This window comes from Lacticaseibacillus mingshuiensis (assembly GCF_016861785.1).
Lineage (GTDB): Bacteria > Bacillota > Bacilli > Lactobacillales > Lactobacillaceae > Lacticaseibacillus > Lacticaseibacillus mingshuiensis.
In genome coordinates, this window is sequence record NZ_BOLS01000008.1 from 112931 (window position 1) to 135391 (window position 22461).

A 22461-nucleotide genomic window follows, 5' to 3' on the forward strand; every position below is an offset into this window, starting at 1 on the left:
CGGGTGCTTGAGGCGGGCTTCGCCTCGAGTACACGAGACAGCTAGATGTCCCACCCCTGCTCGGCTGAGCCCAACTACAGGGTGCGAAGGCCCGCGGGATGGCGGGGCAGCTAGCTTGGCTCATGCGATTGATGGCGCGCGTCGCGAAACTATCTACCAACTTGAGTCATTCTGCATCCAAAATTCGTCCCGACGCAGGCAGTGCAGAAACACCCCATTTTCTCATGTTACAAATTCTTTACAGCGTCCACTCTAACACCCTGACGCCGGCGGTTCAATCTTTGCGCAAGAAAAAACCGGTGTCACGCGTTTGCGGGCCCGGTCAGTTTGCTTTTTTTGCCTCATCTTTTATTAATTCTGGCGCGCCAAATCTAAGGAGCAATAAGTTCACCAGAAGCATCGCCGCCGTCGCGATAAATACCGCATTGTAATCCAACCAACCGGCAAGCAAGCCGCCGAAAAAGGCGCCGAACATACTGCCGAGGGCCTGGAAGCTCTGATTCCAGGAAAAGATCGTACTGGTGGCATCCACCGGCACATTTTTCGTCAACAAGGTCTGAATGGTGGGAAACAGCCCGGCATCGGAGACCCCAACCAACAGGCGCAACACGCCTAGGCCGATCACGCTGCCGATGAACCCCTGCGGCAAATAGACAAGCACCGCGAACAGGTAACAGCCCATCAAAACGCGCCCTGACCCGCGGCGGTCCCCATAACGGCCAAGCCGCGGCGCCGCCAAGATGTTTGAGATCCCAGGCAAGGCCGCGATCACACCTGCCACGACGGTGATCGCGCCTTGTCCATGCATCAGCTCTTGAATGTACAGGCTGATGATCGGATAGATGGAGGAATTCCCCATCTGCACCACCATCGTCGAGATCAGCAGAATCACGATCAATTTCGGATCGGCCAAACGTCGCAACAACCCTGGCTGATTTTTCTGCGAGGCCGGATCGACTCGCACAAAGGATTCCTGAACCAATAACCCGGACATCAGCGCGACCACCATCAATAGGCCCGTCGTGATGAAAAACGTCATCCGAATCGAAAAGGCCTGCGCCAGTATCCCCCCGATCACCGGGCCAAGCAGCGTGCCCGACACCGAGCCCGTGACCAAGGTACCCAGCGCCGCTCCGGAATGCTCACGCGGCGTCTGCGAGGCGACCAGTGCTTGGGCGTTGGGAATGTAGCCGTCGAAAATGCCTTCCACGATGCGTGCACCGAGTAGCGCCCAAACATTCGTGCACAGCGCCATCAGCAAGGTCGCAAAGCCGATGCCCAGACTCGCCCGCACCAACATCACTTTGCGCCCAGTGCGATCCGCCAGCCGGCCCCAAAGCGGCGACACGATCGCCGTCACCAGATACGCCACCGCGTAGATAAGGCCGCTCCACAAGCTGAGTTGCGCCTTGGAAAAGTCGCCCATTTGGCTGACAAATAGCGATAAAAACGGCGATATCTCAGAAAATGCCATGCCGGCCACAAAGGTACAAAACCACAGCACCGATAAATTTCGCCGCCAAGGTCCTTTTTCCCGCATCGCATCATCCACGCCGACCGCCTCCAAAAAAATAAACTAGTGGCAAGTATGACACAGCGCGCGACACATTTGAACGGCCAACTGTCCTGAGCGCATAAAAAATCGATGTCTCAAATGCGACATCGACTGATATGACCAACTTATTTTTTGTTGGGCCGCTGCCACTTGGGCTTAGGGCCTTCCAAACTCTTACGCATTTTTTCCAGCCGGTCGAGCTGTTCGCCGCGCCAAGGCGTGTTGCGCGGGGCCTCGCGCATGATGAACGGATCAGTGCCCTTCGTGAATTCGCGGTGCGAGCGCTGCACCTCCTGCAAAAATTCGCGGGAAGAGATCCGCAACGCCCCGCGGGAAAAGACGGTCCACTGCTCGGCTTGATCGGATGTGACCACCGTCAGTTGCACCAGCGGCGTGTTCAGCTGATCCGCAAGCCGTTCGATGTAGCTATCGGCTGTTTCATCCTGAGGGGTGAAAACGACTTGCAAGTCCCATTTGTCATACCGCTGGCCGATGCCTGGCACATACATCGCATCGAAAACGACCAGCATCTCGGCATTTTCATGGCTCCGGTATTCAGCCAAAATATCCAGCAGGCGATCGCGCGCGGCATCAAAGTGACCGGTCGCCTTGAGTTTCGCCAACTCCGGCCAATTCCCGATCACATTATAGGCATCGACGATCGTCAGATGCCGGCGCATTAGTGGCCTCCCTGGCGACTAGTGAACGCCTGATACATCAAAATGCCGGCTGCGACGCTCGCGTTGAGGCTCTGGACATGGCCGACCATCGGAATCGTCAGCGTCTGATCCATCAATTTCGCCACGCCTGGACTGATACCCTTGCCCTCGTTGCCGATGACCAGCGCAACCTTACCCTGCGCGGACCACTGGCGGAAATCCTGGCCATCCATCGCCGTGCCAAAGATCCACAGCCCGCGGTCCTTCAGCGTCTTGATCGTCTGCGCCAGATTTGTGACGCGGGCAACCGGCACATGCTCGATCGCGCCGGTCGAGACCTTCGCCACCGTACTCGTCAGCCCGACCGCCCGGTGCTTGGGAATGATCACGCCGTCGACGCCGATCGCATCCGCCGTCCGCAGAATCGACCCCAGGTTATGCGGGTCCTCGAGATTGTCGAGAATAAGGAAAAATGGGTCGTGGCCGGCTTCTTCCGCATGCGCAAACAGGTCATCTAGACTCGCGTACGCATACGGCGTCATGGCGACCATCACGCCTTGGTGATTGCCACCATCTGACAAGAGATCGAGTTTGGTCTTTGGCACCTCGGCCACGAGAATCTTTTTGCTGCGGGCCAGGCCAACCAACGTGTTGATCGCCTCGCCACCCAGTTTTGTCTGGACGAAAAATTTGTTGATGGTCTGGCTACTGCCATTTTTCAAGGCTGCTTCAACGGCATGCCGGCCAAAAACAAATTCACTCGCATCTTCATCCGTATCCTCTGGCTGCCCAGGGGCTGACTGGACATTGGCGACCTTGCCGGGACGGCGGCCACGCCGCGCATCACTGGGCCGACCGCCTTTGCGCTCATCGCCACGCTGGCCGCCCCGCGCCTCGCCGAACCGGCTGCCTGCTTGCTGATTGCCGCGGGCTGACGTCGGCCGTCCGCTCCGGTCACGATCATTATTCTTCGGTGTGTTTGGCTTTGCCATGCCCAGTTTCCCCCTTTTCAACATACGCGATGCACCAGTTCGCCAAGTCGTCGATGCGCGCGGTGTTACCCGTCAGCTTCAGATAGCCGAACAGCGCCTCAAAGCCGGTAGAGATACGATACGTCACCACATCCGTGTGCTTGGCATGCGTATAACTCTTCGCATTACGCCCGCGCTTAAAATAGTCCAGTTCATCCGTCGTCAACAAGTCCGCTTCCGTCATGCCCTCGATCAATGCCGCTTGGGCCTTGGCCGACACAAAGCTCTTCGCCGCCTTTTGCAACTGCGCCGGTCGGGTCAACCCCCGGGCCAACAGGTGCTCGCGAATGTAGACTTCATACACCGCATCCCCGAGGTAGGCCAGCGCGATGCCGTTGACCTGCTGCGGATCTGTTTTCTCATTCGTCATCGCGGTGCCACCTCGTTCCCTGGGCTGTGTCTTCCAAAATAATGTGCTTGCTGGCCAGCTCGTCACGAATCTGATCGCTCAGGGCAAAATCCTTGGCCGCCCGCGCGGCATTGCGCTGCGCGATCAACGTTTCGATATCCGCATCCAGCAGCTGGTCCGCCGCCTTCAACACCACGCCAAAGATCGCGAGCCAGCGCGCCTGCTTCGCGAGCAGTGCCTGAATCCCGCCGGCAAAAACGGTCTCAGCCGCGGCATACGTATTCATCTGCTTCATCAATTCATAAACGACCGCAAGTCCATTTTGGACATTAAAATCATCATCCATCGCAGCGACAAAGCGGGCTTGTAAGTCATCAAGCGCGACATCGATCGCCGGATCATCGCCGACCAGCGCGTCTTTGAGGCGATAAGTCAAATTATCATGAGCCGTTTGAAGCCGCTCCAGCACACGTTTGGCCTCATCGAGTCCGGCCTGCGAGTACCGAATCGGCCGGCGGTACTGGGTGCCCACCATCAAGAGGCGGAGCACTTGCGGATCGACGGTCTTGAGCAGGTCATGGACCATCACGAAGTTGCCGAGGCTCTTGCTCATTTTTTCATCGTCTTCGCCAACCGTCACAAAGCCGTTGTGCATCCAGACGTTGACGAAGCGCTTGCCCGTTTCCGCCTCGCTTTGCGCGATCTCATTTTCGTGATGCGGGAACTCGAGGTCCTGGCCGCCGCCATGAATATCCAGCGTGTCGCCAAGTAGGGTCGTACTCATCACCGAGCATTCGATGTGCCAGCCGGGCCGCCCCTGCCCCCATGGCGAAGGCCAAGAGATCTCGCCAGGCTTTGCGTTTTTCCACAACGCAAAATCGATTGGGTCCTCCTTGCGCGCCGTTTCCGCCGCATCGACATGTTGGCTGGCGCCTAGTTCCAGCTCATCCACATTTTTGTTGGACAACTCACCGTAATGCTTGAACTTCCGGGCCCGGTAATAAACATCCCCGTCCGCCTCGTACGCGTAACCCTTTTTGATCAGATCCGCGACAAACGCGACGATCTCCGGAATCATCTGTGAGGCCCGCGGATGCGCCGAAGCCGGTTCAATGTTCAGCGCCGCCGTGTCAGCCATGTACGCATCGATGAAGCGTTGCGCCAGCTCAAGCGGGGCCTCGCCTGTTTCCTTGGCCGCATTAATGATCTTGTCATCAACATCTGTGAAGTTAGAGACATAAGTCACCTTATAACCCTGGTCTTCAAGATAGCGGCGCACAGTGTCAAACGCAATGGCCGACCGGGCGTTGCCGATATGAATATAGTTGTAGACAGTGGGGCCACAGACATACATATGCACCTCACCGGGAACCAACGGCTTGAACGGTTCCTTGGTCCGTGTCAATGTGTTATAGATTTCAAGCATCCCCATCATCCTTTCTGTGTGCTATCAGTTGTATCATACCCGAATTCTAGGTGAAAAAACATGAGGCGCGTTCCTATTATAATAGAAGAAAAAGCCAAGGCCGCAGCTGACCGACCAGCCGCCAGCCCCGCCGCGTCAGGTTTCTGCATCAAACCCGCCGTTCACGAGGCCACTGCCTCTTGCAGCGCCGTCAAAAAGATCTCACCATATCGAGTCAACTTGGCTTGGCCAATGCCTTTGACATCGGCCATTTCATCCAACGTCTGCGGCTGGGCCGTGCAGATGGCCCGCAGCGTCTTGTCCGAGAAAATGACAAACGGTGGGACGCCTTGCTCCTCCGCCAACTCCCGGCGAACCGCCCGCAGTTTCTGAAACAGGGCATCGTCCACCGGCACCGCGGCACGCGCCTGAATGGCTTGCTTCCGCATCACCTTTTCCTCGCCGCGAAGGACCGCGGCGCCGCTTGCCGTCACATGCAAGATCGGGTACTGGCCGCCCAGCGCCTCGAGATACTCACTGGCCACCAGAAAATCGATGAACTCGGAGATTCGCTTCTGCGGCATGCTGGCCATGATGCCATAAGTCGGCAGGTCCTGCAGATGCAGCTCGCGAATGCGCTGATTAGCCGAGCCGCCCAGCACCTGTGCGACCAGCCCCTTGCCGAACCGTTCCCGCATCCGGACCACACAGGACAGCACCTTTTGCGCATCCGTGGTGACATCCACTGCCTCACGCTGGTCCAAACAATTCGAGCAGCGCTGGCACGGCGCGCTTTCCTGGCCAAAATACTGAAGAATATATTCCTGCAAGCATTCCCCGGTATTGGCATATTGATTCATCACCTGGAGTTTTTGATATTCGCGCTGCTTATAATCCTCGTCACCTTCCGATTGATCGATGAAGAACCGGCGGATGTGCAGGTCGCCTTGGGAAAAAAGCAGAATCGCCTCACTGGGCAAGCCGTCTCGGCCGGCACGACCAGCCTCCTGATAATAGCTTTCCAGGTCCGCTGGCACCTGATCATGAATCACGAATCGGACATTACTTTTATCAATGCCCATGCCAAACGCGTTGGTCGCGATCATCACCGGCTTGCGGTCAAACAGGAAGTCTTCCTGATTTTGACTGCGTTCTTCCTCCGAAAGCCCCGCATGATATTTCGTCACCGGCAAATGCTTTTTGGTCAAAAGCGCATCCAGCCGGTCGACTTCCTTGCGCGTCGCCGCGTACACGATGCCCGACTGATCCGGATTCAGGCGCAGGTAATCGATCAGGAATTTATCCTTGTCCTGATCCCGCACGACCTGGAAGCTCAGATTCTCGCGGGCAAAGCCGGTGTTGATGCGCCCCTCTGCCGGAATGTCGAGACGCTGGCAAACATCGTCGGCCACCCGCTCCGTCGCCGTTGCGGTCAGTGCCACGACAGTCGGGTGACTCGGCAGGCTTTTTGCGACTTCCTGCAAGGCGAGGTAACTCGGCCGAAAATCATGGCCCCACTGCGAGATACAGTGCGCCTCATCGATCGCCAAGACCTGCACATTCAGGTCCGCAAGCTCCGCCTGAAAGCCGCTCATTGCCAGACGCTCCGGCGCAACATAAAGCAATTTAACTTCGCCTCGTGCCGCCATTGATAATCGCTCATCAGCATCCTGATAATCCAGCGTCGAGTTAATAAAAGTCGCCGGAATATCATTATCATTCAATGCATCGACTTGATCCTTCATCAGGGCGATCAGCGGCGAGACCACCACCGTCAACCCATCCAAGAGCATCGCCGGAATCTGATAACAAAGCGATTTTCCGCCGCCCGTGGGCATAATGACCAGCGTGTTTTCGCCATGAAGCACACGACTGACCGCCGTGTCTTGGCCGGGCCGAAAACTGTCGTAGCCGAATTTTTCCTTTAAGACTGCAAGCGCCGCATCCATGTAACACCCTCCATTCGCTCTATCAATTGTACGTGTGAAACGAGTCGCTGTCCATGGAGTAGATTTCGCAAACAGGCGGGAAAGGCCCCCGCGCCCAGCCTCCCCAAATCAAAAAAGAGCTGAGACAACTGTCCCAACTCCCATGAGTCGCGTATTAATGGGTCTAAAATTAGTTCATTTGGCTCAGCACAGACGCGATGTTCTTCAGCGTCTGGTCGCGGCCGATCAATTCGATGGTCTCGGCCAATTGCGGCCCGTGCATCACACGCGTCGTCGCAATGCGAATCGGCATGTAAAGCTTGCGGCCCTTGACCCCGGTCTCCTGCCGCACTTCATTGACCAACTGGTTGATGAAGTATGCAGAGAAGGTGTCCAGCCCCTGCAATTTCGTTTGGATGGCCTCGATGACAGGACGCGCACCGTCTTTTTCAAGCTCGGCTTGTTCCTTATCGTCAAGCGGCGCTGGCTCCGTGAAGAAAATGTCGGAGAGCTCGCTGATCTGGCCCGTGTAACTCATCTGCGGAATGTACAAGCTGATCAGCTGACGTGCCCACTCAATGGTCTTTGGATCCGGATCTTTTTGGATGCGGCCAGACTCGATCAAGTTGTTCAAGGACAGCGCGGTCAGTTCGTTCACGTCCGCCTTTTTAATGTATTGGTTGTTGACCCATTCAAGCTTCTTCTTGTCAAAACGGGCCGGCGACTTGCTCAGACGCTTCTCGTCGAATTGCTCGATGAATTCCTTCTTCGTGAAGATCTCGTCTTCCCCAACCGGCGACCAGCCAAGCAAGGTGATGAAGTTGAACATCGCATCCGGCAAATAGCCGAGCTCGCGGTACTGTTCGATGAACTGCAAAACAGACTCATCGCGCTTGGACAACTTCTTGCCGGTCTCGCCGTTGATGATCAGCGTCATGTGGCCAAACACCGGCACATCCCAGCCGAGTGCTTCGTAGATCGCGATCTGCTTTGGTGTGTTTGCGATATGGTCATCCCCACGCAGCACATGGGAGATCTCCATCAGATGATCATCGATGACGACCGCAAAGTTATACGTCGGCATGCCATCCGCTTTTTGAATGACAAAATCACCGCCGATGGTATTGCCATCGATCGAGATGTCGCCTTTGACAATGTCGTCCCATTCGTAGGTGTGATCGGCCGGAATGTGGAAACGAATGACCGGCTTGAGCCCTTTTGCCTTAGCCTCATCGATCTTCGCTTGCTTGTCTTCGGCGCTCAGGCCTTCATATTCGTAAACATAATGAGGGGCTTCATGTGCGGCTTTTTGCGCATCACGATCTGCCTGCAATTCCTCTTCGGTCTTGTAGGATTCGTAGGCGTCGCCTTTTTCGACGAGCTCCTGGATATACTTTTGATAGATATCCTTTCGCTCAGACTGCCGGTACGGGCCAAAATCGCCACCGACATCGGGACCTTCATCCCAGTCGATGCCAAGCCAGTGCAGGTTCTCGATCTGACTCTTTTCCCCGTCGGCGATATTGCGCTTCGTGTCTGTGTCTTCGATCCGAAGCACCATCGTTCCGTTGTTGTGTCGAGCGAAAAGGTAATTGAAAAGGGCCGTCCGCGCATTCCCGATGTGAAGATGCCCGGTCGGACTAGGTGCATACCGCACCCGAATTGGTCGATCTGCCAATGCATTACGCCTCCATTTATTTAAACAATGCATGGCTAGTGTACCATAAAATGAAAGGCTGCGGAGCCGCGCGATCATGTTCGGGCAGATAGTTCAAGCCAGTGCTTGGGGCTGCTTTTTGCCCCGAGAGCTGGCTTGACTAGATGTCCCGAACATGCGCGGCGGAGCGCAACTAGGCTGCGGAGCCGCGCGGTCATGTTCGGACAGGTAGCCTAGCCATGGCGCTTGGGTCCGTTCCTTGGACCCGAGTGACATGGCGTAGCTGGCTGCGCCGAACCTGCCCCGCGGAGCGCAACTATGAAAGGCTGCGGAGCCGCGCGGTCATGTTCGGCATCAACCCGCAATTTTCTCCTTCGGCTTGTTTCGCCGATCATCCGTCGCATAGACAATGGTCCCAACAACCGCCATTCCGACGGCGATCAGCCAAGTCGTCCACGCTAAACTGGTCATCAGATACAAGATCACGAGCAGCCCAATGATTGGAAAAAGCATTCCTCCGGGCATTTTCATTCCCGTCGGTAGCGTTGAATCATGGCGCAACTTGAACCAAGAGAAAATCGTCGTGATGTATTGCAAAAACGCGGCGAGGACGATCAGATTGACCAGGAATAAATAGCTTCCCGAAAGAATCAACAGCGCCGCCAAGCCGATCGTGACCAAAACAGCAACGATCGGGGTGCCACTTTTGTTGGTGCGACCAAAAACAGCGGGCAGCAATTCTTTTTCCGTCGCCAGTGACGCCATCTCAACAGGGGTGTCAAAGGAAACAGCAATGGCGACGCCGAGAATCGACACCAACATGCCCAGTAGCACAACGATTTTTCCCCAAGTGCCGACCACTGTGGCGAATGCATTCGCGACCGGCAGCGCGTTTCCGCTCAGTGCCCCGCCAAGAATCGCCATCGTGGCCAGATCCGTCAGCGTATACACGACCATCACGATCGCCATCACGATCAGCAAGGCCCGCGAAGGCCCGCGGCAATGTTTTCTCTGGATTCGCCATCTTTTTGGCTGCGACCGGCAAGAACGAAAAGCCCGTGTACATGTAAAAGGTTGCGGCGAACGATTGACTGAACCCGCCGCCGTTGGAACCTGCTGAAGGCAGCTCGAAGGAATGCTGGCTGATGAAAAATCCGGCAGCTCCCACAAAGACGACGATGATGCCGATTTTCAGGACGCTGGAGAGATTATCGATCAATGTCAGGAGCGAGGACCCAACCAAGTTGAGAATCGCCAATATCGCTAAGATGCCCATCGCGACGGCGAGATAAACAGGCCGCGTCTTGACCGCCGGGACCAACCCGCCCAGTGTTGTCAAAAACGCTGCAATCTCCGCCGCGATGGTGATGACACCGAGAAACCAGCCGAACCAGCCCGTCTGAAACCCGAGAAAGCGGCCAAACGCGCGGTCGGCATAGACCCACGCCCCACCATCATCGTCGATTTTCGACGCCATGGCCGCATAGCACAGCGCGATCATCGTCGTCACCAGCCCCGCCGCGATCAGGGCCAGGACACTCCATTTGCCGCTTTGCTGATAAAGCGTGCCTGGTAACAGGAAAATACCCGAACCGATAATGCCGTTGATGCCTAACAACAAGACACTGCCAAAAGAAAGCGTGCGCCCGGTCGCATGCCGTTTCGCCGCTCGTTGCATCGCGATCACCTCGTTATTTTATTTGCCATAAGCATAACAAATGCGGACAGGAAAAGCACTCAATGACCCCTTGCGTCATGACCGGTCGATTTTCACGGGAAAAACCTTATATATCGGGTTTTGACTTATATTTGTAGACCTCGGACCGACCTGACAGTCCCACACCGGCCCCGCGACCCTAATTCGCATGAAAATCCTTCCGCATCAAATGCAGCGCGGTCAACCCGCCCATCAAAAGGGCAAACGCCGTCATGATCAAAAAGCCCCACCAGGAGCGGTCGCCTGGGATACCGCCGACGTTCATCCCCCACAGGCCGCCGATCATCGCCGGCACCGACACGACCAGCGCCGCCGAATCCAGATACCGCATCAAATGATTGAGCCGGTTGTCCATCATTGCGGAAAATAGGCTGCTGGAGGTCTCCAACAGATCGCGGTAAATGGTCACCATTTTCACCGCATACCGGTGACGCTGGAGAATATTTTGCGCCAAGCGTGAATCACCCAGCGCATCCGAAAAATCCGCGTCCGCCAGCAATTTATCCAGCACGTCCCGCTGATCATCCAGCGTGTGCTCCAGATACACCATATCGCGGGACAGGTCGGCCAGTTGGAACAGCTCCTGATTGCGCGTGGTCTTGCGCGCCGCCTGATCAAGATGGTCGATCGCCTTTTTTTGACTTTTCAACACATGCACAAAATGGTGGCCGATCAGCTGCAACACCGCCCCAATTACCCGGGCCGGCGAGCGAAGGAGATGGCGATCATTTTTCGCGAGCAGCTCCCCTTCAAGCGCCGAATTTGGCACCAGATGCATCAGCAGGCCTTCCTTGGCCACCACCATCGTCACCGGCTGGAGGCGTTTTTCGATGCGCTCATCATTATTTTCATCAAGATCCATCACCACCAGCGCCTTGGCGTCCGTCAACCGGGTGCCGGGCAGGTCCTCGTAGCGCAAGGCTTCCTCAGGGGCATCGGCGCCGAGGAAAATTGCTTCAGGAAGCGCGTATTGTTTGCGCACGGCGGTCATTTCGCGCTTATCATCCGTGACCATCAAAATATAATTGCTAGTCTGGCCGTGGCTTTCGGCCAGCCCGTTTTCATCGACAAAAAAATCGTGCCGCATGCGGCGTTCCTCCTTTCCGGCAAGGCACCCACTACTATCTCTATTGTAAGAGAGCCTCGATGGCCTGCGCCATTATCCAGCCTCGGGAGCCCAGTGAAAAGCAGCTAGCATCGCGGCCGTCGCAGGTTTTCGCTGTAGGTATACCCTGCAGCCTTCCTCGCAGATTTTCTCCGCCCGCGGCACTGCGCACTGCGCGCAAAAAAGGCGGCACCCGTGATGGATGCCGCCTTGCGCAATGACGATCAGCGTTTCTGTTTTTTCTTATTCGTCGTGTCGTCCGCTTCCGGTTTTTCCCGCAGCGATTTCTGCTGGTGGGCGGGCTTGGCGAAGATCATCCGGCCAGCCGCGGTTTGCAGTGCCGAGGTGACGATCACATCAAGCGGTTGACTCATGTAATACTGGCCGTCTTCGACCACGACCATCGTGCCATCTTCCAGATAAGCGACCCCCTGCTGGCGCTCGGTACCGGACTTGATCACGGTGACCGTCATGCCTTCGCCCGGAATCACATCCGGCTTGAGCGCGTTGGCCAGCGCATTGATGTTCAAGACCGGCACATTTTGAAACTGTGCGACCTTGTTCAGGTTGTAGTCGTTGGTCATGACGACCCCATCGAGCAGCTTGGCGAGCTTCAGCAACTTGCTGTCGACTTCGGTCATGTCGTCAAAATCACCATCGTACATCTCGACGTTGATCTCTGGATCGGCCTTCATCTGGTTGATAATATCCAGGCCGCGCCGCCCACGTCCGCGCTTGAGCGCATCTGCGGAATCGGAGATCAGCTGAAGTTCATGCACCACGAAGGTCGGCACCAGCAATGTGCCCTCGAGAAACCCAGTCTTGGCGATGGCTTGCACCCGGCCGTCGATGATGACGCTGGTGTCGAGCAACTTGTACTTGCGGAAGTTGTCGCCCACCTTGCGTTCAAGCACCTCGCCTTCTGAGTCTTTCGGCTTCGTTTTGATATTGAGCAACTTGCGCCATTCCTCGCGGCGCGTGGTGCCCACCCGAAAGCCGAGATACCCCAGCAGGATCATCAGGATAATTGGAAAAAGAGTACCAAATGGGCCGGGTAAATTATTAAGTGGAATCGAAATAATGGCTGCTAACACAAGGCCCACAATGGTACCGAGACTGCCGAACAAGAGATAACTGGCCGAGCGCTCGCTCAACGCTTTTTCGATCTGTTTGAGCTCGCGCAGGATCCAGCCGCTGGAAAGCTCACCCAAGATCAAAAAGATCAACGCGCCGAGGACGGCGTTGGCCACAGGACTGATCAGCCACGACTGTTCAAGGTTCAGGGCGGCCCATAAATATGGCAATGCGCCAAGCCCGACCCCGAAACCGACAGCCGCAAAGATCAGTGAGATCATTCGTTTCTTCATAGAATCCTCCTTTCACTGTGCAGACCGGCCTCGCTGCCACTCGAGCCCGGTGCACGTTAGATCTGGCCGACCGGTACGCCCATGTCGGCCAGGTGATGCAAAATTTGATGGGTCGGTCGCAAACCAACTCAGCCGCGTTCGTTGAACACCTTATTCATCGCCTCGGCGACGCTGGTCACACCGATCACCTGAATCGGTTCATGTGACTGCCACCCCGCGAGATTATTTTTCGGGACAAAAATGCGTTTGAACCCGAGTTTGGCCGCCTCTTTGATACGATCCTCGATGCGGCTGACCCGGCGCACCTCGCCAGTCAAGCCAAGTTCGCCGACAAAACAATCGGTCGGCTGAATCTCGACATCCCGGTAAGAGCTGGCGATCGCCATGGCCATCGCCAGGTCGATCGCCGGTTCATCCAGTCGCACCCCGCCTGTGGCCTTGAGATAGGCATCCTGATTTTGGAGCATCAGGTTCGCCCGTTTTTCCAGCACCGCGATGATCAAGCTGACCCGATTGTGATCAAGACCGCTGGCGGTGCGCTTTGCGTTGCCGTATTGCGTCGGCGTCATCAGGGCCTGCAATTCGACCAAGATCGGCCGCGTGCCTTCCATCGACACGACCACCGCCGAGCCGCTCGCCCCGGCCAACCGCTCATCCAAAAATAGTTCCGAGGGATTGGCCACTTCATGCAAGCCGTCTTGGTGCATTTCAAAGATGCCGATCTCGTTGGTCGACCCGAAGCGATTTTTCACCGAGCGCAAAATGCGGAAGGTGTGATGCATGTCGCCTTCAAAATACAGGACCGTGTCCACCATGTGCTCCAAGATCTTCGGCCCGGCAATGGCGCCGTCTTTGGTCACATGGCCGACGATGAAGATCGTCACAGCGTTCACCTTGGCGATGCGCATCAACTCCGCGGTGACTTCCCGAATCTGGGAGACTGAGCCCACCGCCGCGTTCATCTCGGGCACGTTCATCGTTTGGACCGAATCGATGACCACGTAATCAGGCTTGAGGTCCTCGATCGCGCTACGAATGCTGGGCATATCCGTTTCCGGATACAAGTACATCCCCGTGTCGCCGACCCCGAGACGTCCGGCGCGCATCTTGATCTGGCTGGCGCTTTCCTCACCGGACACATACAAAACAGTGCCGCCGGTCGCCGACAGCTGGCCGGAGACTTGAAGCAACAGCGTCGACTTGCCGATGCCGGGATCGCCGCCGATCAGGACCAGCGAACCCGGCACGACACCGCCGCCCAGCACGCGGTTCAACTCGTTGAGGCCGGTCTTGACGCGGTGCTCCTTTTCGATCGTGACCTTTTCAAGCTTCTGCGGGCGCACGCGCTGGCCGGACACCGTTGCGCGAGGTTTGGCCGCAGTCGGCGCCGCCTCAACGACTTCTTCAACTAAGCTGTTCCACGCGCGGCAATTCGGGCAGCGGCCGATATAACTGGCCGAGATATAGCCGCAGTTTTGGCAGACAAATTGCGTTTTTGATTTAGCCATGTCGCGGCTCCTTTCTTAGCTAAAAATCAGCGGCCGGTCGACCCAAAACCACTGGTTCGTTCGCCTTTTCCGCCCTGGTCGTCGTCGGCGGTCAAAAATGGCATGAAGATGCCTTGGCCGATGCGCTCACCCTGCTCGATCACAACATCCTTGGGACTCGTGTTGACCATTTGGATGAAGATCTCGCCTTCGTTATCCGGATTATTATAGTAATCCGCATCGATCACGCCGATGCCGTTTGGAATGATCAGCCCGCGCTTGAGCGGATTGCTGGAGCGATTGGCCAAGATCAGCACCTCGTCCGGCTGCATATACGCCTTGACGCCCGTGGGCACAAGGAGCGGTTTCAAGATCTTGGTGGCGCGGCGAAAATCGCTTTCGGTCAATGGATGCTCATTTTTGATCAGGCGAAAAAGCCGGATAAAATCATAACGCCAGATGCTTTTTAAAACGAAATCTTCCCGGGCAAAAAAGTCATACCCCGCCGCCTGCTTGGTCGAGCGGACCGGCAGCTTCACCTCTGGGTCGTCTTGATACGCTGAAACGATCTCAAAGCCACGTTTGTGCATAATGTCCTCCATCAGTTCTTTCTCTTATCAATCTTACCACCGCAGGCAATTCGAAACTACGCCGGTACGCACAGGTTAACGAATCATTTACCCGCGGGATATGCGATAATGGTCGTGATACCAGCCACTTCTCTTCTATTAATACAAGGAGGTCTTTCCATGGAATTTGAACATGAACCGGGCCGCTATTTTCTCACCGACGACAATGGCAAGCTGATCGCCGAGGTCACCTACCAAGACATCGACGACGGGCAAAATTTTGTCATCGATCACACCTTCGTTGACAGCAGCCTGCGCGGCCAAGGCATCGCCGGCAAGCTGGTGCGTGCGGTGGTCGATGAAGCCCGCGCGACAGGCAAAAAGATCGAACCGCTGTGCACCTTTGCCCGACATGAATTTGATACAAAAGCGGAATACGCAGATGTGCTCCGGGAGCCAAAGGGTGTGTAGGGGCGCGGGATGGCGGATCAGCTAACTCGGCCCTGGCGCTAGGGGCGCGCTTCGCCTCTAGTGACGGGGACAGTTAGATGCATCCGCCATGCGCACCGAAACCCAACTAGGGTGTGTAGGGGCACGCCAGACTTCAACTAAAAGTCGGGTAACCTCGCTCCTACTTTTTCCCCGCCCAACTCATTCACAACTAACCATGTTTTTTCCCCATCAGATCAGGCACTCGCACCGCGTGGTTGAACATTTCGCCCAACTATTGTAGAGATTACGCAAAAGCGCGTCAGCCAGTTCTATTGCGAGCGGCTTTATGCTAAACTGATGAAGTCTGAAAAATATCATTATTTTCTAATTTAAGGAGTGAAGCGCATGTCTACAGCTATCACAGCTGATGATCTTAGCAAGTTCCAAGCTGACCTTGAAAACACGCCAGCCCATGACGTCATTCAAAAGGCCGTTATGAACAACGGTGTCTTGAAGACCGCCGAAAGCACCGACTCCAAAGTGGCGATGGACCAGACTTTCTCCATCGAACTGGACACCGGCGCCGTTGCCAACCAGAAGCAATCCGGCCGTTGCTGGATGTTCGCGGCGCTCAACACGATGCGTCACGGCATTCAAAAGCAGTTCAAGATCAAGGATTTTGAACTGAGCCAGAACTATACCTTCTTCTGGGACAAGTTCGAAAAGTCCAACTACTTTTATGAGAATGTTCTGAAGACTGCAGGCGAGCCGATCGACTCTCGCAAAGTTGCTTGGCTGATGGCGACCCCACAAGGCGATGGCGGCCAGTGGGATATGCTGACAGCACTCATCGCAAAGTACGGCATCGTGCCGAAGTCTGTGATGCCTGAGACCTACAGCTCCAGCAAGTCCAACGAACTGGATTCCGTTTTGAACCTCAAGCTGCGCAAGGATGCCGTTGATTTTCGCAAGCTGGTCGCAGATGGCGCCAGCGATGACGAGATCCAGGCCGTGCGCACCAAGAAGCTCGGCGAGATCTACCGCATCTTGGCTTACACGCTGGGCAACCCGCCGACACAATTCGACTTCGAGTATCGCGACGATGACAAGGAATATCACATCGACCGCGACCTCACCCCGAAGACCTTCTTTGCGAAGTACATCGGCTGGGATCTGACCGCTTACCAAAGCATCATCAACGGCCCGACCGCTGACAAGCCATACAACCACCTTTACACCGTTGAGATGCTGGGCAACGTCATTGGCGGCCGCGAAGTCCGTCACTTGAACCTCGACATCGACACCTTCAAGCAGCTTGCCATCAAGCAGCTCGAAGCCGGCGAGTCCGTTTGGTTCGGCAGTGATGTTGGCCAGTCCTCTGACCGTCAGATCGGGATCTTGGACACCAAGATCTATGACAAGGACGCCCTGTTTGACGTCGACTTCTCCATGACCAAGGCAGAACGCCTCGATTACGGTGAAAGCCTGATGACCCACGCGATGGTCCTGACTGGCGTTGACATTGTTGACGGCAAGCCGACCAAGTGGAAGGTCGAGAACTCTTGGGGCGATAAAGTCGGCGAAAAAGGCTACTTCGTTGCAAGTGACGCCTGGTTCGACGAATTTGTCTACCAAGTTGTCATCAACAAGAAGTACTTGCCAGCCGACCTGCAGCTCGTGATCACCAACGAGTACGACAACCCGACTGTGCTCAAGCCATGGGATCCGATGGGTTCACTGGCTTCCAAGTAATCACACTAGTCGCATGACCAAACGCCTCGTAGCCAACCCGCTGCGAGGCGTTTTTTGCGGAAAAAAAGGCCCCGGCCGCCGCACATGCACGTGTGCGAGACTGGGGCTGGCCGGGCGCTTCTACCAAAGATAGTCGACCGGCTTTTTGAGATAGTCATCGTAGACATCCTGCACGATGCCCATTTGCTCGTGGGTCAAAGCTGGCAAGTCCGACGCATCGGTGTTGCGCGTGATCTGGGTGGGATTGCTGGCACCCGGAATAACCGCGGAGACCGCCGGAAACATCAAGCACCACCGCAACGCCAGCGCGGCCAAGTTGTCCGTCTTGAGCCGCGTTTTCAGAACCTGCGCCGCCTTCACGCCGGTCAGATAATCGACGCCGGAGAATGTCTCGCCTTTGTCGAACAATTCGCCATTGCGGTTATTGCTGCGCTGATCCGTCGGGGCAAACTGAGTATCCGCCGTGTATTTGCCGGATAACAGGCCGCTTGCCAGTGGCACCCGCGCCAAGATCCCAACATTAGCCTTTTGCGCCAAGTCGAAAAACAGCTTGCTCGGGCGCAGCCGGAACATGTTGAAAATGATCTCGACCGCGGAGACATCATAATCCAGCGCCTTGATCGCCTCTTCGACGCGCTCAACGGAAACGCCATAGTTGCGAATTTTCCCCGCCTGCTTCAACTGATCCAGGTGCCAGAAGATCTCGGGATCATAGTAAGCCTGCATCGGCGGGCAGTGCAGCAGTACCAAGTCCAGCGCGTCGGTCTGCATATTCTTCAGCGAGTCGTCGATATAGCGGTCAAGCGCAGCCGGCTGAAAATGGGCGAGGCTCAAAGGCCCCTCTTTGCGCCCGATCTTGGTCGTGTAATGGACCTCAGGATGCGTCTTCAAAAACGCGCCAACTGTGCGCTCACTGTTGCCATCTTGGTAGCCATCCGCGGTATCGAAGAAGGTGACACCTTCTGCGACCGCCGCCTCCAGTGTGGCCGTTGCGACTTGCTGGTCAAACGGCGCGCCCCATTTGCCGCCAAGCTGCCAGGTGCCCAGCGAGACATCCGAAATTTTGAAGCCTGTTTTGCCTAATGTGCGATAGTTCATGCGATGTCCTCCTTGTTCTCCAAAAGCCGGCCGATCAGTCAGCGTCCAGAACTTCTTTGGCAATAATGCTGAGGTCCGGCCCCAGCGTACAGATGATCGGCTCTGCGTTAGCGACTTCCACGCCGTCAATATCCGCATCCCCGATGTTTTCCAGCCACTTGATCAGCGCCCGCAGCGTGGAGCCATGGGCAACGACCAATTGATTTTCTCCGCGCATCAGCCGCGGCGCGATCTCGTCGACCCAATATGGCAACAGGCGCCGGCTGGCATCGGCCAAACTTTCACCCCGCGAGAGGATGGTGGTGGGAAAAGCCGCATACGCCCGGCCCGCGACCGGAACGTTGAGCAGCGGCGGTTCGGCTTGATAACTCCGGCGCCAGCGCGCGACCTGGTTGGCGCCAAACAGCGTGCGGGTCGCATCTTTATTCAGCCCCCGCAGCGCGCCGTAATGTCGTTCGTTGAGTCGCCATGATTTTTGAATCGGCAGCCAATTTTGACCGATCGCGTCCTGCACCAAATAGGCCGTCGTGATCGCCCGCTGGAGGACCGAGGTGTGCACGCAGGTGAAGGCGATGCCGGTGTCCGCCAGCAGTTGCCCCGCCGCGCTGGCTTGCGCTGCCCCGCGCGCGGTGAGCGGGACATCCGACCAGCCGGTATATGTATTTGAAAAATTCGCAGCACTTTCGCCATGCCGCACTAAGACCAATTTGACCATGAGCGCCTCCTGATGCGACCAGTATACCATTTTGTTAATTTTGCTGAAAACGGTAGAAAATGAGAGCCATATTAGATATACTATTAATATCTAATTTTGAAAGAAGGTGCTGCCAAATGAAGATCTGGGTCCCAGGTGTCGTCACTGCCCGGACGCCGCTTGCCAACTCGCTTGGCTTGGCGGTCGACCGCGGCATGACCGTGACTGTCGGCGATGAAGCGCTGGAATGGGAAGTCTCATCCTCAACAAAGGGAATCGCAAACGATCAGTCTAATCCGATCGTGGAGGCAGCCCTGATGGCCGATCCGACCTTGGTGCCGCATCAGTTGCAGGTGGAAAGCCAGTTGCCGATGGGCGAAGGCTTGTCCAGCTCAAGTGCCGCGATGCTCGCCGGTTTTTCCTTGGCCGCCGCGCTGAACGGCGAGGCCTTGGAACTGCCGCGCATCGCAAAACTCGCCGCGCCCTATGAGCCGTTTCCGGCTGCGATGGCTGCGGCGCTGCATGGCGGGTTTGTCCAGCTCAACGGGACAGCCGTCAAGAAACTGCAGCTGCACGGCGTCCAAGGCGCGCTGTATGTGCCGGATCACTTCACCGCGCTACCGGTGCCGCTGAGCGAGCCGCACGAGATCGAAAGTGCCGGGCTCGAGCCGCTTTTACGCGCGCTGGCCACCGGCGATACGATCTGGTTGATGCAACATTTCCCGATCGAGCCACTCGCCGAAATGGTCACGCCGACCTATTTTCCACATGCGGAAATGGTGCGGCGCGCGGTGCGGCAAGTCGGCGGATTCGGGGTGTTCCCAAGCGGCAGTGGGCCGGCGCTCATCGCCGTTGCGCCAAAGACGCAGCTGAATTTCCTGCAGACGCTGACGCCGCTGTTGACCGCGGGCAAAGTGGTGCCGCTTGAGGCATCCGAACAGGGCTTGACCGTCACGGACTAGTTTTTTCGGAGCTGAGAGAGATCTCGGCTCTTTTTTTGTCCCCAGAATGGGAAAAATCGTCCCGGGTCACCATTTTGGCCGAACAATTTTGTCATCCATGCGTTTTGCCCACTGTCTCAGGCTAAAGCCGGTTGAAGCGCCCGCCTATTTTTGAGAAACTGGCCCTATTGAATCGTCAGAAAGGAACTCCCATGCCCAAGACTGCCCGTCCCACCCTACTCGAACAAGTGCTGCTATTGATCGCCGCCGCGACCCTTCTGCAGGCCGCACTGCCCCCACTTGCGACCATGACCGACGCCACCGCACTTGCCAGTTTTGGCGAAAGCGGGCTGCGATTTGTGGCGTGGATCACGATCTGGGGCCTGCAGACGCTGTTGATCACCGGCACGCGCCGCTATCTGCACAGCCTCACACCCCTGATCACGTTGGGGTTTTCGATTGTGTTTGCCATCACAGCCGGTCCCCAGTTAGCCGCGGGCCTGCCTGCCACCTTGGCGATCGCCGGGGCGGCAGGCTGGCTCGCTTGGCAAGCCTGGCACCGTGACGCGCTGGCTAGCGGGCTGGTGGGTGTCGGCGCCTTGGCGACCGCCGCGGTCAGTTTTCTGCCGATCGGGACCGCTGCCGGCGTCCTGTGGGCGGCCCAGTTGGTGGCCTTCGCTGGGGCCATGCGTCTCGCGCGAAAAACAGGCAAGCTACCGGTCGGCCATGTGGTGTTGCTTGTCGAATTGGTGCTTGGCCTGCTATTGATCCAGCTGGCCAGCGACGGTCGGGGCGCCCTCGCGACTGCACTGCCGGCCGCCATTGCGATCGGGCTGATGCTTGCCATGTACGCCATCGCCGGCCCGCATTTCACCCGCGCCGCCACCCATCTGCCGGCCTTTGTGCTGGGCCATGTCGTGCTGCTGGCCAGCGCACTGGGCTTTGCCGGGCTCCTGCGGCTTAACGGTGCGGCTTTGTGGCTCGGTGCTTTTCGTTGGGCGCTGTTGGCTGCCTTTTGCCTGGCCGTGTTCTCCTTGTTGACTTGGTGCGGGGAATCCGCCATCGATACCGGCTACAAGCGTTGGTTTTTCATCGGCTTCACCTTGCTCATCGATGCGCTATACACCGCGATGACGCTGCACCTGGCGCTTCCATATCTGATTGGCACCTGCGCGTATCTCTTGGCCGTGACGCTGTATGTCTGGCAATTTATGATTCAGCGTGCAACGCCACGTTAAGGTCTCAGCACACAAAGAATCGGCCGCCGCGTCCGTCGCGCAGGGCCGATTTTTTTGCGGGCTTTTTCCCTGTCGAGCGGGAAGCCCTTATGTGCTGAGCGCCATGGACCCAGCAAATGAGTCGGGTTTCGCCGAGCAGCGTCATGGCATCTAGGCCACCAGCCACCCGAGGCAAAAGTCGCCTCACGCGTCTGCTGGACCTACCTGCATGACCCTAAGCGCTCGGCTTCACACCCTTTATTTTTTGCTTTCGTCGACGGCGTCATTGAACTTCTTTGCCACTTTGTCAGTGGCGTCGTCTGTTGCGTCTTCGGCTTTCTTTTTCAGCTCGGCGGCCTTGTCCTTGGCCTCGCCTGCCATTTGCTCAGCTTTGCCTTTGGCTTCCAGCTTTTCATCACCGGCGACCTTGCCAGCTGTTTCCTTCACCTTGCCGACGACCTTATCCTTCATCGCATCGAAGTCTGTCATGGGGGCAACACCTCCTTTCCTACTTCAAGCGTAGCAGGATGACGCCTGCAATTGCGAGCCGAACACCTCGGCAGCTTATTCGGCGAAAAATCCTTGCTGGCTCAAGGCGGCTTTCAGGTCCCCTCGATGCGCCGGCAGAACTTGGCTACTGCCAGAGATCAAATGCGAAAACGTCTCGGCGCGCTGATTCGTATCCCGCGTGGCGTAATAATCGCGGATCACGGCATCATAGTCCGTCACCTGTGCCGCCGCATCCGCCGGCAGTTGATAGCGATTGTCAAAATGCACAAGCGCCGGAGCCAGCCGCGGCTTGAATTGCGGCGCTTGATCTGGCTCGCCCACGATCAGGCCGATCACTGGAAAAGTTAGACGCGGCAGTTGCAACAACCTGATCAACTGCAACGGATCATTGAGAATGCTGCCGAGCAAAACGGTGCCCAGCCCCAAATTCTCGGCCGCGTTGACCACATTTTGTGCGGCCAACAACGCATCCGAAGTTGCCTGCAGGAACTTGTCCGCCGACCCCAGATGCGTTTCCGTGACCCCGGCACGCTGGGCGATCTGCCAAGCCCGGTGCTGATCCGCGATGAAAATAAACAGATGCCCATTTCCCGCCACATAATCTTGCTTGGCGATCGTCGCAATCTGCCGCCTAAGCTCCGGATCCGTGATCGAGATCATGGAAAACGACTGGAGAAAATGCGACGTCGCCGTGTGCTGTGCCACTGCCACCAAGGCGTCGATGGCCTCCGGGTTGACAGGTTCCGGCAAAAAACGGCGGATGGTTCGGTGATGGAGCTGATTACTAAGTCTTGAATCGAAGATTACCATGACTGTTGGCCTCTTCCCCGCAAATTTGGATGCCCCAAGCATAGCATTTTTGCTGTGAGCGTGGCGGAGAAAAGCGGGCCGTTGTGCACGATCAAGCAAACGTGAACTACTCGGCCATAAATGACCGAGCTTCTGGGAACACCGCTGACTTACACATCCAGCACTAAGCTTTTTGTGC

The 22461-nt window shown here is 56.6% G+C and carries 19 protein-coding genes and 1 pseudogene; 4 read left to right on the plus strand and 16 right to left on the minus strand.

The window, feature by feature from the left end:
* Positions 1-322: 322 nt before the first annotated feature.
* From JUE67_RS06730 to JUE67_RS06785, 12 genes and pseudogenes are all read right to left on the minus strand, one after another.
* Complete coding sequence (locus JUE67_RS06730; RefSeq protein WP_203626337.1) at positions 323-1552, minus strand: MFS transporter; 1230 nt, start codon at positions 1550-1552, stop codon at positions 323-325.
* Positions 1553-1680: 128 nt separating this feature from the next.
* A complete protein-coding gene (locus JUE67_RS06735; protein ID WP_203626336.1) occupies positions 1681-2235 on the minus strand; it encodes an NYN domain-containing protein in 555 nt (184 codons plus the stop codon).
* On the minus strand, positions 2235-3206 hold the full coding sequence (gene rlmB, locus JUE67_RS06740; RefSeq protein ID WP_203626335.1) for a 23S rRNA (guanosine(2251)-2'-O)-methyltransferase RlmB: 972 nt from the start codon (positions 3204-3206) through the stop codon (positions 2235-2237). The genes JUE67_RS06735 and rlmB overlap by 1 nt, the downstream gene beginning before the upstream one ends.
* Positions 3178-3615, minus strand: coding sequence for a Mini-ribonuclease 3 (locus JUE67_RS06745; RefSeq protein ID WP_203626334.1), 438 nt, complete (start codon positions 3613-3615; stop codon positions 3178-3180). Before JUE67_RS06745 ends, rlmB begins: the two co-directional genes overlap by 29 nt.
* A complete protein-coding gene (gene cysS, locus JUE67_RS06750; protein ID WP_203626333.1) occupies positions 3605-5020 on the minus strand; it encodes a cysteine--tRNA ligase in 1416 nt (471 codons plus the stop codon). Before cysS ends, JUE67_RS06745 begins: the two co-directional genes overlap by 11 nt.
* A 161-nt stretch (positions 5021-5181) precedes the next feature.
* Positions 5182-6948, minus strand: coding sequence for a DNA helicase RecQ (gene recQ / locus JUE67_RS06755; protein ID WP_203626332.1), 1767 nt, complete (start codon positions 6946-6948; stop codon positions 5182-5184).
* A gap of 169 nt (positions 6949-7117) precedes the next feature.
* Positions 7118-8605 carry a glutamate--tRNA ligase gene (gene gltX / locus JUE67_RS06760; RefSeq protein WP_203626331.1) on the minus strand — a complete coding sequence of 496 codons (1488 nt, stop codon included), beginning with the start codon at positions 8603-8605 and terminating at the stop codon, positions 7118-7120.
* 333 nt (positions 8606-8938) lie between these two features.
* Positions 8939-10262 (minus strand): annotated as a pseudogene (locus JUE67_RS06765) (APC family permease).
* A 178-nt stretch (positions 10263-10440) separates the two neighbouring features.
* Positions 10441-11388: a magnesium transporter CorA family protein gene (locus JUE67_RS06770; RefSeq protein WP_203626330.1), complete on the minus strand. Its 948-nt coding sequence runs from the start codon at positions 11386-11388 to the stop codon at positions 10441-10443.
* A gap of 242 nt (positions 11389-11630) precedes the next feature.
* Positions 11631-12773 (minus strand): PIN/TRAM domain-containing protein, encoded by a 1143-nt coding sequence (locus tag JUE67_RS06775; RefSeq protein WP_203626329.1) that lies wholly within the window; start codon positions 12771-12773, stop codon positions 11631-11633.
* A 128-nt stretch (positions 12774-12901) separates the two neighbouring features.
* Positions 12902-14281 (minus strand): DNA repair protein RadA, encoded by a 1380-nt coding sequence (gene radA / locus JUE67_RS06780; RefSeq protein ID WP_203626328.1) that lies wholly within the window; start codon positions 14279-14281, stop codon positions 12902-12904.
* 26 nt (positions 14282-14307) lie between these two features.
* Entirely contained in the window at positions 14308-14850 is a 543-nt protein-coding gene (locus JUE67_RS06785) for a dCTP deaminase/dUTPase family protein (protein ID WP_203626327.1), read from the minus strand.
* Between the two features lie 159 nt (positions 14851-15009).
* Between JUE67_RS06785 and JUE67_RS06790 the strand changes: the two genes are divergently transcribed.
* A complete protein-coding gene (locus JUE67_RS06790) occupies positions 15010-15300 on the plus strand; it encodes a GNAT family N-acetyltransferase (protein ID WP_203626326.1) in 291 nt (96 codons plus the stop codon).
* A 366-nt stretch (positions 15301-15666) separates the two neighbouring features.
* Positions 15667-17013, plus strand: coding sequence for a C1 family peptidase (locus JUE67_RS06795; RefSeq protein ID WP_203626325.1), 1347 nt, complete (start codon positions 15667-15669; stop codon positions 17011-17013).
* 120 nt (positions 17014-17133) lie between these two features.
* Here the strand turns inward: JUE67_RS06795 and JUE67_RS06800 are convergent, their stop codons facing one another.
* Entirely contained in the window at positions 17134-18111 is a 978-nt protein-coding gene (locus JUE67_RS06800; RefSeq protein ID WP_203626324.1) for an aldo/keto reductase, read from the minus strand.
* A gap of 34 nt (positions 18112-18145) precedes the next feature.
* A complete protein-coding gene (locus JUE67_RS06805) occupies positions 18146-18826 on the minus strand; it encodes a 2,3-bisphosphoglycerate-dependent phosphoglycerate mutase (protein ID WP_203626323.1) in 681 nt (226 codons plus the stop codon).
* A gap of 116 nt (positions 18827-18942) precedes the next feature.
* Here JUE67_RS06805 and JUE67_RS06810 point away from each other — a divergent pair, with 116 nt between their 5' ends.
* Together JUE67_RS06810 and JUE67_RS06815 are read left to right on the plus strand one after the other, a co-directional pair.
* Positions 18943-19767, plus strand: a complete 825-nt coding sequence (locus JUE67_RS06810) for a GHMP family kinase ATP-binding protein (protein WP_203637084.1) — start codon at positions 18943-18945, stop codon at positions 19765-19767.
* 191 nt (positions 19768-19958) lie between these two features.
* Positions 19959-20984, plus strand: a complete 1026-nt coding sequence (locus tag JUE67_RS06815) for a hypothetical protein (RefSeq protein ID WP_203626321.1) — start codon at positions 19959-19961, stop codon at positions 20982-20984.
* 237 nt (positions 20985-21221) lie between these two features.
* Here JUE67_RS06815 and JUE67_RS06820 read toward each other — a convergent pair whose 3' ends face one another.
* Positions 21222-21452, minus strand: a complete 231-nt coding sequence (locus JUE67_RS06820) for a CsbD family protein (protein WP_203626320.1) — start codon at positions 21450-21452, stop codon at positions 21222-21224.
* Between the two features lie 75 nt (positions 21453-21527).
* Positions 21528-22283 (minus strand): NADPH-dependent oxidoreductase, encoded by a 756-nt coding sequence (locus JUE67_RS06825; RefSeq protein WP_203626319.1) that lies wholly within the window; start codon positions 22281-22283, stop codon positions 21528-21530.
* Positions 22284-22461: the final 178 nt, after the last annotated feature.

Excerpts from the sequence above, each read along its gene's own strand:
- JUE67_RS06735 (WP_203626336.1), bottom strand. The coding sequence starts at position 2,235 with ATGCGCCGGCATCTGACGATCGTCGATGCCTATAATGTGATCGGGAAT.
- rlmB (WP_203626335.1), bottom strand. The coding sequence starts at position 3,206 with ATGGCAAAGCCAAACACACCGAAGAATAATGATCGTGACCGGAGCGGA.
- JUE67_RS06745 (WP_203626334.1), bottom strand. The coding sequence starts at position 3,615 with ATGACGAATGAGAAAACAGATCCGCAGCAGGTCAACGGCATCGCGCTG.
- cysS (WP_203626333.1), bottom strand. The coding sequence starts at position 5,020 with ATGCTTGAAATCTATAACACATTGACACGGACCAAGGAACCGTTCAAG.
- recQ (WP_203626332.1), bottom strand. The coding sequence starts at position 6,948 with ATGGATGCGGCGCTTGCAGTCTTAAAGGAAAAATTCGGCTACGACAGT.
- JUE67_RS06770 (WP_203626330.1), bottom strand. The coding sequence starts at position 11,388 with ATGCGGCACGATTTTTTTGTCGATGAAAACGGGCTGGCCGAAAGCCAC.
- JUE67_RS06775 (WP_203626329.1), bottom strand. The coding sequence starts at position 12,773 with ATGAAGAAACGAATGATCTCACTGATCTTTGCGGCTGTCGGTTTCGGG.
- radA (WP_203626328.1), bottom strand. The coding sequence starts at position 14,281 with ATGGCTAAATCAAAAACGCAATTTGTCTGCCAAAACTGCGGCTATATC.
- JUE67_RS06785 (WP_203626327.1), bottom strand. The coding sequence starts at position 14,850 with ATGCACAAACGTGGCTTTGAGATCGTTTCAGCGTATCAAGACGACCCA.
- JUE67_RS06790 (WP_203626326.1), top strand. The coding sequence starts at position 15,010 with ATGGAATTTGAACATGAACCGGGCCGCTATTTTCTCACCGACGACAAT.
- JUE67_RS06795 (WP_203626325.1), top strand. The coding sequence starts at position 15,667 with ATGTCTACAGCTATCACAGCTGATGATCTTAGCAAGTTCCAAGCTGAC.
- JUE67_RS06800 (WP_203626324.1), bottom strand. The coding sequence starts at position 18,111 with ATGAACTATCGCACATTAGGCAAAACAGGCTTCAAAATTTCGGATGTC.
- JUE67_RS06805 (WP_203626323.1), bottom strand. The coding sequence starts at position 18,826 with ATGGTCAAATTGGTCTTAGTGCGGCATGGCGAAAGTGCTGCGAATTTT.
- JUE67_RS06810 (WP_203637084.1), top strand. The coding sequence starts at position 18,943 with ATGAAGATCTGGGTCCCAGGTGTCGTCACTGCCCGGACGCCGCTTGCC.
- JUE67_RS06815 (WP_203626321.1), top strand. The coding sequence starts at position 19,959 with ATGCCCAAGACTGCCCGTCCCACCCTACTCGAACAAGTGCTGCTATTG.
- JUE67_RS06820 (WP_203626320.1), bottom strand. The coding sequence starts at position 21,452 with ATGACAGACTTCGATGCGATGAAGGATAAGGTCGTCGGCAAGGTGAAG.
- JUE67_RS06825 (WP_203626319.1), bottom strand. The coding sequence starts at position 22,283 with ATGGTAATCTTCGATTCAAGACTTAGTAATCAGCTCCATCACCGAACC.